A 15,464-nucleotide genomic window follows, 5' to 3' on the forward strand; every position below is an offset into this window, starting at 1 on the left:
GACCAGATGTTACGAACCAGAAATCAGAAAGATTGAGGACAAAGATGAGGCAAAACCTTGTCATCACGGCAGTTGTGGTCGCTTACAACCGCGCTGAACTGCTGCGCGAGTGCCTCGACGGCCTCAAATCCCAAACCCGTCCCCTTGACCAAATCTTGCTCATCGACAATGCCAGCACCGACAACACCCCAGCAGTGGCGCAAACTCATCCCGCCGTCACCGACTACGTGAGACTTGACGAAAACACTGGCGGAGCGGGCGGCTTTGCGGCAGGCATAGCTCGTGCAGTGGCTACTCACAAGGCCGACCTAGTGTGGATTATGGATGACGACACCGTCCCCACCCCCACCGCCCTAGCAGAACTGCTGCGCGCCCGCGCAGCGTATCGAGGTACTCCAGCGCTGCTGGCATCACAAGCAGTCTGGACCGACGGACGAGAACACCCGATGAACCGTCCCCGCAGACGCCCTTTCTTGACTCGAGGGGTGCGAAAGAATGCCGCTGCCATAGACTGTGTCCCCATCCGTACCGCCTCTTTCGTGTCTATCCTCATGGACGCGCGCGCCATCAGGACCGAAGGCCTACCAATCGCCGCCTATTTTCTGTGGAACGATGACTTCGAATACACTTCCCGGCTTTTGCGCCAGAGGGTAGGGCTGTACGTTCCCGCTTCAATCGTCGTTCACAAGACAGCCAAGTTTGGCAATTCGGCAGCCAGTCCCGGGGCCCGTTTCTCTAACGAGGTACGCAACAAAATCTGGACTTTTCGGGACAGCAGCGGACTACGCCCCGAGGAAAAACTGCTCTATGGCGGGAAAACTCTGCTGCGCTGGTCTAAATTACTGTGCTGTTCGTCTGACTCCAAAGAGTTGCTGGCCTATGCCCGTGAGGGTCTGCACCAGGCCCGAAATCGCCCCGAATCAACCGCAAGTATTCTGGCGAACACTCCGGTTGCACACGACGTGAAAGCAGTGCTGAGTCCCACGTCCCCAGCCCACGCTGAGTTAGAGTCACAGACGGCTGTCCCCAACTTCACCGTCCTCATGAGTGTGTTTGCCGGTGATGAACCGGACTTCTTTAGTGACGCCCTAGAATCAGTTACCAAGAATCAAAGCCTCCGCCCCAATCAGGTTATCTTGGTGCAAGACGGTCCGGTACCAGCCGAGCTCGAACGCGCTATTGCACAGGCCACCGAAATCGCAAAGCAAGAAGTGGAAGTACACCGGCTGAACAAAAACCGAGGCTTGGCGGCGGCACTCGACTTCGGACTAGAATTCGCCGAACACAACGTGGTGGCTCGCGCCGATGCGGATGACATTTCTACTCCCGAGCGTTTCGCCAAAGAAATTCCGCTGCTGCGCAAGCTCGATCTGTTAGGGGCGGGAATGCTGGAGTTCTCTGACAATCCAGCTCAGCCCGGTAACCGTCGTACCCCACCGACAAATCCAATAGCTATTCGTCAAGCAGCGAAATTACGTGACCCATTCAACCATCCCACTGTCGTGTTTCGCCGGGACTTTGTGTTGTCTTGCGGTGGTTACGGAGGTGGCGGCAAGATGGAGGACTACTGGCTGTTCGCGCGCATGATGGCACGCGGCGCACGCGTGGGGAACCTGGCTGAACCACTGGTTTATTACCGGATAGGCAGCGGTGCCTTCGAACGGCGCGGCGGATGGACGATGCTAAAAACCGAACTCAGGCTGCAGCGTCAGCTTTTGAGCATCGGATTCATCACTCCCCTGGAATATCTGCGCAACCTGGCGATACGTCTTCCCTACCGGATTATCCCCGCGAACCTCAGACAGTTTATTTTCCACACATTCGGCAAGTTTTTCGGTATGGTCAAGTAGGGCCAAGGTTAGGAACGCAGATGCCACAAGTTTCCATCATAATCCGCACGAAAGATCGCGACATTTTCCTGCGCCGGGCACTACAGGATATTTCCCGCCAAACCTTCACTGATTTTGAGGTTATTGTCATCAATGACGGCGGGGATGAAACCGTCCTGGCGGCAACGGTGTCGGAGCTCTTGCCTGCGGCGCGTATTCTGAACAACCCCGATTCTGTGGGGCGCGGCAAAGCTTGGGTACAGGGACTGAATGCGGCTAAAGCACCGTTCATTGCAGTTCATGACGACGACGACACTTGGGCACCAGATTTCCTGGCTGCGACAACGCAATTTCTGGACACACACCAGGAATCGCCGGCGGTGGCAGTACGTCTCGAAGTTGTGGCGGAAAAAATCGAGAACGGACAGTTCACTGAACTGTATAGGTGGATTTACCAAGAACGCCACGCCGCAATTACGCTGGGAAATCTGATGCGGACGAACCAGACTGTGCCGATTGCGACTCTTTACCGAAAGTCTGCACTGCAAGAATTGCGAGAGCTGTTGGAGTCCGCCCCCGTGGTGGAGGACTGGCTGGTCAATATGCAGTTGGCAAGGCGCGGTACTTTCGGTTTTATCGATGGAGAGCCTCGCGCCTACTGGCATCAACGCCCTGAAGACCAGTCGGTGGAATCAGGCAACTCGGTAATCCAGATGCACGGCGTTCACGCTCGCGTCGAAGGAGAATACCGCGACGGTCTATTACGTGACTTTATTGACGCGGGAGGCCTCGGTCATGCCCTGCAGCTCGGAGCGTACGTCCAAGAAATCACCGACCGAATGGATGAAAACCTGCGCAAAATCGAAAAATTAAGTTCCGACCATTCCCTGGCTATTCGTTATCAGGTTGATGAACTGGAGCAAAAGACTGCCAATACGCAGGCACGAATTGTCGCACAGTCAGCGCAGCTTTCTGAGCTCCAGCAGGAATTCAGAGACTTCAGAAACGATATTCGCATAGACCGCCCCCTCAGCGGCTGGGTGTTGCGTCTATTGCGTCGGGGACGGTGCAAGCTCAGCCACAAACAGTGATTTTCACGAGTTTTGCCTGACCTTGCTGATCCACTACTGGCCCGATACCGGCGTCGGCGGTTCCGTCCAATCCGGGGTACGCCCATTCCACGCCGAATCCACTGCCAGCACGCATATAGATGTTGGAAAGGTCTAAAGCGTGGGTCACCTTGAATTTCTTGATGAGCGGGCAAACCTGGGGGTCGGTCGCAGCGTCTTTCAGATGTTGCGCCAGATAGCTGCGGTCGGTTTCGACATTCGCTGTAATCTTGGGGAATAACGTTTGGGTTCCCCCAATAGCCCAAGCAAACGTGCCGCCTTCCCACGGGTTTGCCGCCACAATAGCGTTGGGGGGCAAGTTGCTGCGCATCCGGAAGAATAGTTGCAGCTCATCTTGGTCAACCAGTTCCAGCTTGGCGGATTCTGACGCGGCAGGAATGTCGTACATCTGATGGAAATAGCTGGCTAAGTTGACCCAAGCCCATCCGCCAGTCATCACTAGGCATAGCGACATCCCCGCCGCCGCTATGCCTCGTAGTGCCCACGAGTCGGTTTGATTCACTATTTTCTCCCAGACGCCGGCACCTACGGCACCTACAAAGATGGGTGCCAGCATCACCAGCGGCGCAGTCAGACGAGGTATGTCGCAGTACCAGATGCCCAACAAATACGTGCGCAGGTCTCCCGACACTGTGTAAGCCACCAGGAAAAACACCGCAAACAGCGCATAAAGAATAAAGATTAACTTTTTGTGATACTTCAGAGCCACCACAACCATCCCTGAGAGAACCAGCAGGCCCAGTGGGAAGAGGTGGGTGGCTCTCAGCAAACCTGGAAAATCAATCGGCTCCCCGCCAAACCACAAAACCAGCTCGAGGATACCGCGGGGCAGTGAACCTGACTCTGGCCAATACTGATAGCCGGTACGCATATAGCTGAGAGCATGAACCTGATCAAGCAGCCAATTGAATAGAAAACCTACCGCCGTCCACGCCACCGTCACCGGGACAATGATGAGCGCCCGCAGCCACCGAGTTGCGAGAAGGCTGGTCCACACCCGGTAGACACTGAAAGCGCCGCACAAAACTATAGCCACTGGCACGTAAAGAATCGCCACATTGGGCTGCGCGCCACATAGAGCAGCGAAAACCACCAGAGCCGCAAAGGCGGAAGTAGACACAGGCAGAGTCTCGCGCAGCACCCCGACCGTGATTTCCACCAGCAACGGCAAGAAAGCCATGGCCAAAAAATTTGGATACAGTGTTCCATAGTTCAGAAACATTAACGGGAACTGGGGAAAAATCACCGCAGCGGGCAGAGCGAACAGAGCCACACGCTTATCGCCAACCAATTGACGTGCCAACAGAAAAATCCCCAGCGGCCACGCAAGAAAGGCCACTATAACCGCGTTGGCGTTTACAGCGGTGGGGGCGGGAATCCCGGTAGTAACCGTGAGAAGACTCACCAAGTCATGCCAAGCGGCGGGATAAAATACTGGAGCGGTGGGATTGTAGACATTCTGATTGAAAATCGAGGCGTTGCCGGTATCGAGGATAGCGGCAATCGCATTCATGTGAAAAACGTTGTCCCAGGTTTGGGCAAAAGCGCCGGGAAGTCTGATGAGGAAACCGAAAACGACTGTGGCACTGAGGAAAGTCACACCCGCTATGGTTGGCAAAACCCAGCCAGCATAACCGGAGGCAACAGTTTCCGTGACCGGTTTGTTTCGATTTGGTTCGATCCGGGTGCTTTTCCGCCAGGAGCACCACAGCCTCCACAGCAGTCTAGAAACCAGACACAGAATAGCTATGGTGCAAGTCATAGCCAGAGCCGGCAACAGTCCCCATCTCAAACCGAAATAGGGAGCCAATACCCCGGCGGTGGTAAAAACGAAGACTGACGCGGACGGAGCCCAAGCGGCTAGACGAATCCCCCGAATCCCTGCAGCGACACCAATGATAAGACCCGGAATCCACAGCAAAGCTGCCGCCAACACCACGGCGAATGGAAACAATGCCCAGTTGTAAAACCAATCCTGGTACACCAGGGCATCAACCAGACCAGACCTCATAAAGCGAAATCCTACCCGTGAAGAACGGAGAAACCTATTGCGCACCCCGGCTGGTACTCTGACGCCGAAATTGCGTTCTTTCCGCAGCGCCGATGCTTAATAATGCGAAAACGCCACAATAGTCTAAAATGGCGGGGTGCCCAATTTGCGTCGCCCCTTGGCTTCACACGCTTTATCTTTGCCGCGCCCACGGAGGGCAGCGCGTTTCTTTAGCCTCGCATTTTTGTTTTTGGCACTCTTTGCGCTTAGCTTTGGGGGAATGGTAAACGCTGACATCTCGTCTTGGACAAACAAGGTGAATATAGATTCTGTCTTGGGAAAGAATCGCAAAGAAACAGCCAAGCCCGGAGACACTTTCGCAAATCGAGACCTAAATATTTTAGTACTTGGTTCGGATTATCGAGCCCAGCCCGAATATGACCAGCACGGACAACTGGTTACCGGGATGCGTTCGGACACCACCATGGTGGCGCATATTAGCGCGGATCGCACCCGAGTGGAAGTCATGTCTATTCCGCGTGACCTGATGGTAAAGCGACCGGCTTGCATCAACTCGAAAGGCCGGAACATTCCCGAAAGCTCTGGGAACGTCCAGTTCAATTCCGTTTTCGCCGAACTTAGCGACGGTACCGACATCGCCACCGGTACAGCCTGCACAATTAAAACTGTCGAGCAACTGACCGGGATTTTCATAGATGAATTCGTGGTAGTGGACTTCGATGGTTTCCAAGAAATGGTGGCGGCCTTGGGCGGGGTACACATCTGTATCGACAAGCCGATGAAAGATAGTTTTGGCAACATCAATCTGCCCGCTGGTTGCCACGTTTTGGATCCCCAACAGGCACTCGGTTTTGCCCGAGCCCGCTACGGGGTGGGGGACGGCTCGGATATTTCCCGGATTGGTCGTCAGCAGCAGCTGATTGGCGCCATGATGAAAGAAGCCAAGAGCCGCAATCTGTTGACCGACCTGCCCTCCCTTTACGCTTTCCTGCGAGCCGGGATGCGTTCTTTGACTACCTCCGAGACATTCGGCAATGCTAAAAACCTGGGCGGATTGGCGTTTTCCTTGGCTAAAGTCAAACCTGAAAACATTCGCTTTTACACCCTGCCTTTCGGGGAATATGCTCCCGACCGGGCGCGCGTGGCGGTGGCGGACAATGCCGTGGATATGTTCGATGCCCTGCGTTTGGACAAGCGAGTTCCTCCCTATTTCCCTTATCAGGACATGAACGGGAACCTCCACGAGCCCAGTGAGCAGGCTCCGGCGTCCTCGCTCTCGCCTGATTCCGCCAGTTCCGGCGGGTCTGTCCCTTCACAAGGGAACAGCTCCGGTCGTACCGGAGGGTCGCTTTCCCGGGGGACGAGCGGGACGAGCGGGGCCAATTCTGCTCACTCCGGGCAAACCGCAGGAGGCTCGACGAACAGCAACCCTACAGGTAACAACGTGGGTAACACTGACACCCCGGCACATAACTCAGGCACTGCGAACAATCCGAACTCGGTCGGTACGGGTGAATCGGGAGGAAATTCTGCCAATAACGTCCCATCTGGAGAAACGTCCGGTGGTAGCGGCACGTGGCAGGATCCCCAGCAATGACTTTACCGCCGTCATTTCCGCCGGGCAGTTCCCAGCCCCGCCCCGTCCCGGAACAGTCCCCGAAAATTCAGCACCAAGCTAGCCAGCCGGCTCCCCCGGCTTTTCCAGCCAGCCCCAATGCGACAAACCGACCGGATTTGCGCACTGCCGTGGTGGTGGGCGACTCCACACCATCATCGGCGCAGCGCCAAGGACTGAGCTATGCGGATTTAGCGCTGCCAGCAGCTTATGCCCCCGGTTCGGCTGCGAGCCACAGCCCCGGCACATCCAATACACCTAGCACACCCCCGGCAAAACCTGCCAGCCCAAGGCCCGCACCCCGCCTTGTGACCAGCCCGAAACCACACCCGCCCGTCGGTCGGCCCCGCTCCAGCGCCGCCCGCAACTGGCCAAAACGCATTCTCATCACCATCTTGACCCTGCTTTTGGCGCTGGTTTTGGCCATCGTGTTTTGGGGGCTGTTCCTGAACAATCGGGTCAATACGAATATCGGTCGCACCGATGCCCTGAGCGGGGCCGCCGACACGCCGGGCACGACCTGGCTCATCGCCGGTTCAGACTCCCGCGAGGGCACCGCCGAGGCGAACAGCGGGGTGCAGGGCCAGCGTTCCGACACCATCATTTTGGTACACCAAGCCGCCAACGGCACCGCCATGATTGTTTCCCTACCCCGCGATTCCTATGTCGAAATTCCAGGTCATGGTCATAACAAGCTCAATGCCGCGTTTTCTGAGGGCGGTCCGGCGCTGCTGGTTTCCACCGTCGAAGGCTTGACCGGACTGACTATCGACCATTATGTGCAAATCGGTTTCAACGGGGTCTCCCAGGTCGTCGACGGGGTTGGCGGGATTAACCTGTGCTGGGATCAGACGTTTTCGGATCGAATGTCCGGGCTCAGTTGGCAAGCCGGCTGTCACGACGTGGACGGGCCGACCGCGCTGCTGTTTGCGCGAATGCGCTACTCCGACCCGCTGGGCGACATCGGGCGCACCCAACGCCAACGCCTGGTCATCAGCTCCACCCTGAAAAAAGCGCTGAGCCCAGAAGTGCTGATTAATCCCGCCCGGCAAGTCGCGCTGGCAGACGCTGGCGCGGCTGCTCTGACAGTTGACCGTTCTGCACAGACCATTGACATTGCTCGGCTCGCGCTGGCGCTGCGGAAGGCCGGGGACGCCGGTCTGCAGGGGGTGCCCCCCATTGCGTCGCTCGGCTACAATCCCGGCGGCGGGGTTGGCTCGACGGTGAAGCTGGATGAGAGCCGCACCCCCGCTTTCTGGGAAGGACTGCGTAACGGAACCCTCACCCCTGCCGACCTGACCCCGCAGTTCTAGGTTTGTTGTTATCGCTCGTTGAACTGCCCAGCTGGGCGGGGTGTCACTCGTTTAGATAGCCGAGCGGGCGGGGTATCGCTCGTTTAGATAGCTAGCCGGGCGGGGCCTCGCTCGTCAGCGGGGCGAGATGAGCGATGGCGGAGGTACTCGCAGGCGACGCTAGGGGGTGAGGAAAATGCTATGCTCTGCAAGCATTTTCCGAGGGGGGTCTGTGACCCCCCAAGTCGCGCGAGACCTCCGCGAGCGACATCTCCGCCCACCCAAACCACAACCCTTGTGACGTCCCCGAAGCGGGGACGAATGGCGCAATCGCCGCACCGGGCTGCAAACCGGCGGGGTAGAATGACGTTATGAGCGAAGCTGAGAATGCGCCCCTGGTGGGCTTGGTTATGGGTTCGGATTCCGATTGGGCGACAATGTCGGCCGCCGCGGAGGTGCTGCGCGACTTTGGGATTCCTTTCGAGGCTCGGGTCGTGTCCGCCCACCGGATGCCTATCGATATGTTGGAGTACGGGACTTCGGCGGAAAAGCGCGGTTTACGGGTGATTATTGCCGGCGCGGGCGGAGCGGCGCACCTGCCGGGGATGCTGGCGGCAGCTACTGTCCTGCCGGTTATCGGGGTGCCGGTTCCGTTGAAGCACTTGGAAGGCATGGATTCCCTGCTGTCCATCGTGCAAATGCCCTCTGGCGTGCCGGTTGCTACCGTTTCTATCGGCAATGCCAAGAACGCCGGTCTGCTAGCCGCCCGCATCTTGGGCGCCGGTGAAGGACCGGAGGCACAACAGATGCGCGAACGTATGTTGAACTATCAAGCCCTGCTGCGCCAAGTAGCTATCGACAAGGGCGAAGCTCTGAAAAACGTGATGGACACGGAGGAGAACTGAGTTGACCACCTATCATCCGCCGGTGGTGGCGTGTATCGGCGCTGGCCAACTGGCCCGAATGCTGGCTACCGAAGCCGGTGAACTGGGATTTCGGCTGCGGATTTTGGCTGACTCGCGCCTGGATCCAGCCGCTTTCGTATGCCCCGAAACTGTGCTGGGCTCCCCAGACGACCCCGAGGTGTTGCGCGAGCTGCTGGACGGGGCTGACGTGGTGACTTTTGAACACGAGTTGATTCCAGACACCGTGTTCGACACCGCCGCTGGGACCGGTGTTCCCGCCCGACCCTCCCAATCCGCACTGCTCTATGCCAAAGACAAACTGGCGATGCGCCAACGTTTGGGAGAACTGGGACTGCCCATGCCCGCTTGGGCTAATGGGGCAGACCTAGATGCTGTCAAGGACGTGGGTCGGCGCTGCGGCTGGCCGCTGGTGGCGAAAATCAGCCACGGCGGGTATGACGGGCGCGGGGTGCGACTGGTATCGAGTTTGGACGAGTTCAAGACCTGGCGAGAGGGCTTAGACGAGGGTATCGAGTGCTTGGTCGAGCAGCGTGTTCCTTTCAGCAGCGAGCTGGCGGTGATGGCGGCGCGGCGGCCCTCGGGGGAACTGCGTACCTATAAACCCATGCAAACCTGGCAAGAACAGGGACAGTGTGCGGCTGTTTTGGAGCCGGCTCCGATTCCTGAGGACATCATGGATCAAGCTGAGGACTTGGCGCGCCAGATTGGGGTGGAACTCGACATCACCGGGGTGTACGCGGTCGAAATGTTCCTGGTAGTAACCCCTGCCGGAGACCACCGCCTCTATATCAATGAGCTGGCGATGCGCCCGCACAACTCTGGACACTGGACCCAAGACGGGTGCGTGACTTCCCAGTTCGAGCAGCATTTGCGGGCGGTATTGGACCTGCCGTTGGGCGACACGTCCCGCACCGCGCCCTACACTGCGATGGCTAATGTCCTGGGCAGCAAGCTGGACGACCCCGGTGCTGCGAGCAGGCAAGTCATGGAACAATATCCCGAGGTCAAGCTGCACCTTTACCGTAAAGGTAACCGCCCCAAGCGGAAACTTGGCCACGTCAACGTCTGCGGCACAGACCCCGACCTGTCCCTTTCCACCGCCCGCGCGGCCGCTGACCTGCTGATGGGCAAGTAAGCGCCGCCCCGACCTTGTGACCCTAAATGTTGTGGCGGCCCGGAATACCGAGCCGCCACAGTGAAACACCCAACTAACGCAACGACAGGTGTCGAGACAGCGAGTTGTGAGCAAACCAGTAGCCGACAATCAGCAGGGGGATTATGCTCAACATTCCCAGCGGAATAAATACGCCGGCGCCTTCGTTGGACTGCGAGAATATAGCCCCGTAGACCAACTGCATCTGGGGACTGCTTGTCGAACCCGTGATACTCAACGTCGCCGGCACCAGGAAAGTAAACAGAGCCAACACCGCTTCATAAACCACATAGATGAGAATCGCGCTGATGGTCACCGCCTTGTTGGTGGACAGGTAAGCGAAGCCGAAACGGTTAGCCAGGGCGGAAAAGCACACCACCCACAGCACAAACTGTGCCGTCGCCAGCAGTAAGACCACAATCATCGCGATGATGAGGTAGGCGGGGGTGCTTTGCAGGAGCTTACCGATAGCCTCCCAGGTGGCAGCGAATTTGTCGCCGAAACTCAGCTCGGGGCCTGCCGCCTCCACCCACCGGGTTAAGATGACCCAACCCAGTGCCAAGCAGCTCCAACAAATGCTGAGTAGGACCGCGATAAACAGCCACAGAGACTTCGCACCCAGCACGGTTCCACCCGAGGCTGGCAGGGTGTTTGTAAAGTAGCCGCGCTGTCCGTGGACGGTTTGGTAGTAGTACTTGGAACCCATGATAAACACAAGGAAGGGAATGATGATTGCCGCGAGAGCGCCGATAGTGGTGCCCGTGGTGGCCAGGAAACTTTGGTTAGTGAGGCTCAGCAGCCCCGAGGCAAAGACCACCGCCAAGCCGACAACCAGATAGAGCAGCAGCTGCCAGCCCATTTCCTTGGCTTCATACTTGAATAACTTAGCAAACATGGGAGTATTCCTTCCTAAAGATGAGGTCTAGGGACATGCCGTAGGCTTCCCGCAGTTCATCGGCTTCACCCTGTTTGAACAGTTTGCCCGCGTGCAGGAATACGGCTTCGTCCAGCACCGGCTCAATGTCGGTAACCAGGTGGGTGGAAATAAACAGCGTCGCTTCGGGATTCCAGCCTTTCACAATGGTGTCCAGCAGGGTTTGGCGCGCCGCCGGATCCACCCCCGAAATCGGCTCGTCCAGCAGGTAGAGCCGGGCGGAGCGTGACATCACCAGCGCTAGCTGCAGTTTTTCACGCATTCCTTTGCTCATGTGATTGGTGGTTTGGCGGCGTTGTAGCCCCAGGAATTCCACCAGTTCCGTGGCTTTTTTCGCATCAAAATCCGCGAAGAAGTCGGCGTGTCGCCCGATTGCCGCGTCGACACTGATTGATTCGGGCAGCCAGGCGGCGTCGGGCAGGAAAGAGGTCATGGCTTTGGTTTTCGCCCCGACTTCCTGACCGTCTATCCGAACTTGCCCGCTGGTGGGTTCCAGCACCCCGGCCAGAATTTTTAGCAGCGTGGTTTTCCCTGAGCCGTTTTCGCCCAGCAAACCGATGATTTTTCCGGCGCTCAAGTTGAGAGTGAGCTGGTCTAATGCCGGTTTCACCACTCCGTTTACCTTGATGCCCTGGTAGCGTTTAGTGAGGTTGGACACTTCCACTAAGGGTTGCATCTCAATCACGTCCTTTCCATTGACTATTCAACAGATCTTGGGCTTCGCTGAGGCTCAGTCCCAAAGTTTTCATGTCTGTTATGAAGTTGCGTACGGAGGTTTTCGCCAGCTCCTTGCCGAGTTCCCGAACGGTTCGGGCATCTTCAGTGACGAAACGTCCCAAGCCCCGGCGCGAGGCAACCAAGCCGGTGCGCTCCAGCTCGGTCAACGCCTTTTGCATGGTGTTGGGGTTGACCCCGTACTCGGCGGATAAATCGCGCACAGAGGGAATCTGGGAACCTCGCTCCCACGCTCCGCTGGTGATACGCCGTGAGAATTCGTCAAGTAACTGGCGCCAAATGGGCGTTCCAGTATCGAAATCCATCAGATCCTCCTTACCTAGACAAACGCGGTACCATGTTTGTGTACTACAACACTAATACACCGGCACACAGCTGTCAAGGGGAAACTTTTTCAGAGGTCAATAAAGAGGGGGATTCGGCTCAGCTCCACAACGAGGGCCAGAAAATCCCCAGCTCGCCAGCCAGTTTTCGCAACAAGGGCAGGGAAATCCCGATGACATTGTGCGGGTCGCCCTCGATGCCGCTGATGAAGGCCCCACCCAGGCCGTCAATGGTAAATGAGCCGGCGACTTCCAGCGGTTCCCCGCTGGCCACGTAGGCGCGAGCCTCCGCCTCGCTAAAATCCGTAAAATGCACCACGGTAGACTCGGTGCGCCCCACTTCTGCAACGGCCTCGGTAGCATCGCTGCGTAAACGCATCACCCAGTGTCCGGTGTGCAGCACCCCACAATCCCCCGACAGGGCGCGTACCCGCGCGAGGGCCACCTCGGGATTATGGGGCTTGCCCAACACTTCGCCATGAAACTCCAGCATGGAGTCACAGCCCACCACCAATGCGTCCGCGCCCGGCGAAAGCGACGTCTCCAGCTCCCCCGCTACCGCCCGCGCTTTTGCCTGCGCTAGAGCCAAAACCTGCTCGGCCGGACCGGCCGCACGCGCACGCAGCTTGGCGAGCAAAGCGTCCTCGTCCACATGAGAAACCCGCACCACCGGGCGCAACCCCGCACCTTGCAACACTTTGCGCCGCGCCGAGGAAGCGGAAGCCAACACCACGCTCACCGCGGCCGCACCCCAATCAGAATCCGATTTTTCCATGCCTCTAGCCTAATCGCGCGGGTTTGAATCACGGCAACCCAGAAAACGACCCAGTAGTTCCCGCAGTTCAGCCCAGGTTTGGCTGCCCGGCACTCGCAAGGATCCGTGGAAGGTCCCGGCATACATATGCGCCTCCACCGGCACCCCGCAATCAGCTAGGCGCAGCGCCAGACGCAGCCCTTCATCGCGTAGCGGATCGATGGGGTTCACCACGATGAGACTGCGCGGCATTTTCTCAGCCACTGCCGGACTGTCCAGGATTTCCGTCAGTTTCGCACGCAGGGCCGGGCTCGGCGCCGCCAAAGCCCAAGCCTCCCGATTAGCCTCGGCCGTCCAGACCGGGCCAGCGGCGTGGGTTTTCATAGATTCACTCTCGCAGCGCGGGTCCAAGCAGGGTTCAAACAGGATCATTCCCGCCACCGGACACTCCGCTGATTCCGCCAGCAGGTCGGCCACGGCATAGTACGCCAAGCCCGCCCCGGCGGAATCGCCAAAAACATACACTCCCCGCCCCAACTCGCGACCCCGCTCCAGGGCGTAAAGCAGCGCCGAGCGGCAATCCGCCACCGCTCGGTCCACCGGAAATTCGGGGGCGAGGCGATAGTCTGCGGACAGGACTATGGCCCCCAAATACTTAGCCAGCTCAACATTGTGGACATCATCAAACCGAGCCCTGCCAGCCACGTAGCCGCCGCCATGGAAAGTGAGCAAGATTGGCGCACCGCCCGCCCGACCTTTTGCTGCCGGAGACTGCGCAGCGGGTTGGGGGGTGAAACAACGCAGTTCCATGGGTTGGCCATCCCCGCCGGGGATTTCCCTCACGTCGAGGTTCACTCCGGTCGGGGTTTCTGTGGACATACCTAACATTCGGTCCCCTTCGCTTCGCATAGTTTGCAGTTCACAAGGTGTTTGTGGGGGCGTAGCGGCGATTGCTGGCGTTAGTTCGGGGCACAAGAAGGGTTGCATCGTTTTACCTCTCAGGTCAGCCCGCGTAGCGGTGGAGCCATTCGTCCAAGCTGGCGTGGTATTGCTCCGGGGCGCCGAGCCGCACGCCGTGACCAGTCCCGGAAATAACCTCGGTTTGCACCAAAGGGTTACCCACCTGGGCGATAGCGGCCACGCCCTCCAGACCAATCAGCACTTCATCAGTGTCTGAGGTAACAACTTTGGTCGGCACGCGCAGCGCCGCGACGATTTCAGGCCAAGGCTCGCGAAAACTCACGATACCGGTGGCCAGAAGGCGCGAATCCACCAGCCCTTTTCCGAAAGCCCAGCCGTAGTGCGAGGCGGCGCTCCAGCCCGGGCGCAGCGCCACGTTGTCCGCCAGCGTTTCCACCGGATTGGCCTGCCAAGTGTGTTCACAACGGGTGACCTGTTCGCCGGCCCGCTGGCGATACCCTGCCGCTTGTGCCGGGCTTAACCAGGCGGGGTCCTCGAGAAAGAGCGCTTTCATCAATTCGGGACGACGCCCACCGAGATAGCTGGAAATGGCCGCCCCCATAGAATGGGCTACGATTACCGGGGTTTGCCCATAAAGCTGTTCCAGATATTGCAAGGTCAGCGCCAATTCTGTTGCGGAAGCCACAGCCGGGTCGGCTAGCTCCGTATCGCGCAGACGCCGCGAGGTGCCGTGTCCCAGCGAATCCAGCGCCACCACGAAATAGCGGTCGCGCAGGTGGTTTAGCAAATCGACCCAGGCCAAGGCGGAATCGCAGACTCCGTGAACCAACACCACCATCGGGTTTTGGGGCTCACCCGACACATAATGGGACAGCATCACCAGTTTCCTTTCGCCAGCACTATTCTAGCTTCGGTTGCGTTCCCACCCGGAAAAGCCGGACAAAGTACCCGCCAGAGACTCCAGAAAGACTGGGAATACTAAGGAATAATTTAAATGTTCCGTCGAATAGCGCGACGGGTCAAAAAAGGGTAAAGTTTTACTCGATGATGACTTAGGGTTTTACCAATCTCCCAGTTCACGAATACCTGCGATAGTCCAGCGTTTCGGTAAATTCGAGAGAACGGAACCAGGATATAGAGAAACGAAAGCAGAGGAACAAAGAATGACCAGAGTCCTTTTAGTCGAAGACGATCCCGCGATTGCCGAGCCGCTGACCCGCGCTTTGCAACGCGAAGGCTACGAGGTCGGCGCCCACGTTACGGGCGGTTCCGCCCTGAAACAAGTCAATGACTCCGACATGGTGATTTTGGACTTGGGTCTGCCCGATATGGACGGCCTGGACGTGGCTCGCACGATTCGCGCCCAAGGCCTGACCATTCCGATTCTCATTCTGACCGCGCGTACCGGCGAAGTCGACATGGTGGTGGGCCTAGACGCCGGGGCGGACGATTACGTCACCAAGCCTTTCCGGCTGGGCGAGCTGCTGGCCCGCGTGCGGGCTCTGCTGCGGCGTTCCGGCGGGGAAATCACTGAAGAAAACGACCTCACCGTCCAGGATGTACGCATTGAGATTTCCGCTCACCGCGCTTTCCAAGGCACGCGTGAACTGCAGCTGACCGCGAAAGAGTTTGAGCTGCTGCGGGTGCTGGTGCGCGAAGCCGGCGCGGTCGTGGAGCGGGAAGCCATTATGCGGGAAGTGTGGGGCGGGGACCCGTCGGGTTCCACCAAGACCCTGGATATGCACGTCTCGTGGCTACGCCGCAAACTCGGCGACGACGCGAACAATCCGCATTACATCACCACCGTGCGCGGCATGGGTTTCCGTTTTGAAACTGCCTAG

14 protein-coding genes are annotated in these 15,464 nt (G+C 58.3%); 7 read left to right on the forward strand and 7 right to left on the reverse strand.

The features are described from left to right. The first annotated feature begins 44 nt into the window (after positions 1 to 44). Together Q0X47_RS02835 and Q0X47_RS02840 are read left to right on the forward strand one after the other, a co-directional pair. Positions 45 to 1,850, forward strand: a complete 1,806-nt coding sequence (locus Q0X47_RS02835) for a glycosyltransferase (RefSeq protein WP_297722670.1) — start codon at positions 45 to 47, stop codon at positions 1,848 to 1,850. A 20-nt stretch (positions 1,851 to 1,870) separates the two neighbouring features. Next, on the forward strand, positions 1,871 to 2,920 hold the full coding sequence (locus Q0X47_RS02840; RefSeq protein WP_297722673.1) for a glycosyltransferase family 2 protein: 1,050 nt from the start codon (positions 1,871 to 1,873) through the stop codon (positions 2,918 to 2,920). On the opposite strand, the gene Q0X47_RS02845 is transcribed toward Q0X47_RS02840, so the two are convergent. Beyond that, entirely contained in the window at positions 2,904 to 4,970 is a 2,067-nt protein-coding gene (locus Q0X47_RS02845; RefSeq protein ID WP_297722676.1) for a DUF6541 family protein, read from the reverse strand. The genes Q0X47_RS02840 and Q0X47_RS02845 overlap by 17 nt on opposite strands. A gap of 259 nt (positions 4,971 to 5,229) precedes the next feature. Between Q0X47_RS02845 and Q0X47_RS02850 the strand changes: the two genes are divergently transcribed. The 4 genes from Q0X47_RS02850 to Q0X47_RS02865 all read left to right on the forward strand — a co-directional run bounded on the left by Q0X47_RS02850 (position 5,230) and on the right by Q0X47_RS02865 (position 9,938). Next, positions 5,230 to 6,567, forward strand: coding sequence for an LCP family protein (locus Q0X47_RS02850; RefSeq protein ID WP_297722679.1), 1,338 nt, complete (start codon positions 5,230 to 5,232; stop codon positions 6,565 to 6,567). Continuing rightward, on the forward strand, positions 6,564 to 7,898 hold the full coding sequence (locus Q0X47_RS02855; RefSeq protein ID WP_297722682.1) for an LCP family protein: 1,335 nt from the start codon (positions 6,564 to 6,566) through the stop codon (positions 7,896 to 7,898). Before Q0X47_RS02850 ends, Q0X47_RS02855 begins: the two co-directional genes overlap by 4 nt. A 350-nt stretch (positions 7,899 to 8,248) precedes the next feature. Continuing rightward, on the forward strand, positions 8,249 to 8,782 hold the full coding sequence (gene purE / locus Q0X47_RS02860) for a 5-(carboxyamino)imidazole ribonucleotide mutase (protein ID WP_297722686.1): 534 nt from the start codon (positions 8,249 to 8,251) through the stop codon (positions 8,780 to 8,782). A 1-nt stretch (position 8,783) separates the two neighbouring features. After that, complete coding sequence (locus Q0X47_RS02865) at positions 8,784 to 9,938, forward strand: 5-(carboxyamino)imidazole ribonucleotide synthase (RefSeq protein WP_297722689.1); 1,155 nt, start codon at positions 8,784 to 8,786, stop codon at positions 9,936 to 9,938. 73 nt (positions 9,939 to 10,011) lie between these two features. On the opposite strand, the gene Q0X47_RS02870 is transcribed toward Q0X47_RS02865, so the two are convergent. From Q0X47_RS02870 to Q0X47_RS02895, 6 genes are all read right to left on the reverse strand, one after another. Beyond that, positions 10,012 to 10,851, reverse strand: coding sequence for an ABC transporter permease (locus Q0X47_RS02870; protein ID WP_297722692.1), 840 nt, complete (start codon positions 10,849 to 10,851; stop codon positions 10,012 to 10,014). Further along, on the reverse strand, positions 10,841 to 11,575 hold the full coding sequence (locus Q0X47_RS02875; RefSeq protein ID WP_367178277.1) for an ABC transporter ATP-binding protein: 735 nt from the start codon (positions 11,573 to 11,575) through the stop codon (positions 10,841 to 10,843). Before Q0X47_RS02875 ends, Q0X47_RS02870 begins: the two co-directional genes overlap by 11 nt. Beyond that, positions 11,568 to 11,930 carry a GntR family transcriptional regulator gene (locus Q0X47_RS02880; protein WP_297722695.1) on the reverse strand — a complete coding sequence of 121 codons (363 nt, stop codon included), beginning with the start codon at positions 11,928 to 11,930 and terminating at the stop codon, positions 11,568 to 11,570. The genes Q0X47_RS02875 and Q0X47_RS02880 overlap by 8 nt, the downstream gene beginning before the upstream one ends. A 118-nt stretch (positions 11,931 to 12,048) precedes the next feature. Beyond that, positions 12,049 to 12,723 carry a nucleoside triphosphate pyrophosphatase gene (locus Q0X47_RS02885; RefSeq protein ID WP_297722698.1) on the reverse strand — a complete coding sequence of 225 codons (675 nt, stop codon included), beginning with the start codon at positions 12,721 to 12,723 and terminating at the stop codon, positions 12,049 to 12,051. Between the two features lie 9 nt (positions 12,724 to 12,732). Then, a complete protein-coding gene (locus Q0X47_RS02890) occupies positions 12,733 to 13,581 on the reverse strand; it encodes an alpha/beta hydrolase (RefSeq protein ID WP_297722701.1) in 849 nt (282 codons plus the stop codon). Between the two features lie 124 nt (positions 13,582 to 13,705). Continuing rightward, positions 13,706 to 14,500, reverse strand: a complete 795-nt coding sequence (locus Q0X47_RS02895) for an alpha/beta fold hydrolase (RefSeq protein WP_297722745.1) — start codon at positions 14,498 to 14,500, stop codon at positions 13,706 to 13,708. 286 nt (positions 14,501 to 14,786) lie between these two features. On the opposite strand from Q0X47_RS02895, the gene Q0X47_RS02900 reads away from it, so the two are divergent. Next, complete coding sequence (locus tag Q0X47_RS02900; RefSeq protein ID WP_297722704.1) at positions 14,787 to 15,464, forward strand: response regulator transcription factor; 678 nt, start codon at positions 14,787 to 14,789, stop codon at positions 15,462 to 15,464.

The sequence above is a fragment of the uncultured Mobiluncus sp. genome (assembly GCF_947254095.1).
GTDB lineage: Bacteria > Actinomycetota > Actinomycetes > Actinomycetales > Actinomycetaceae > Mobiluncus.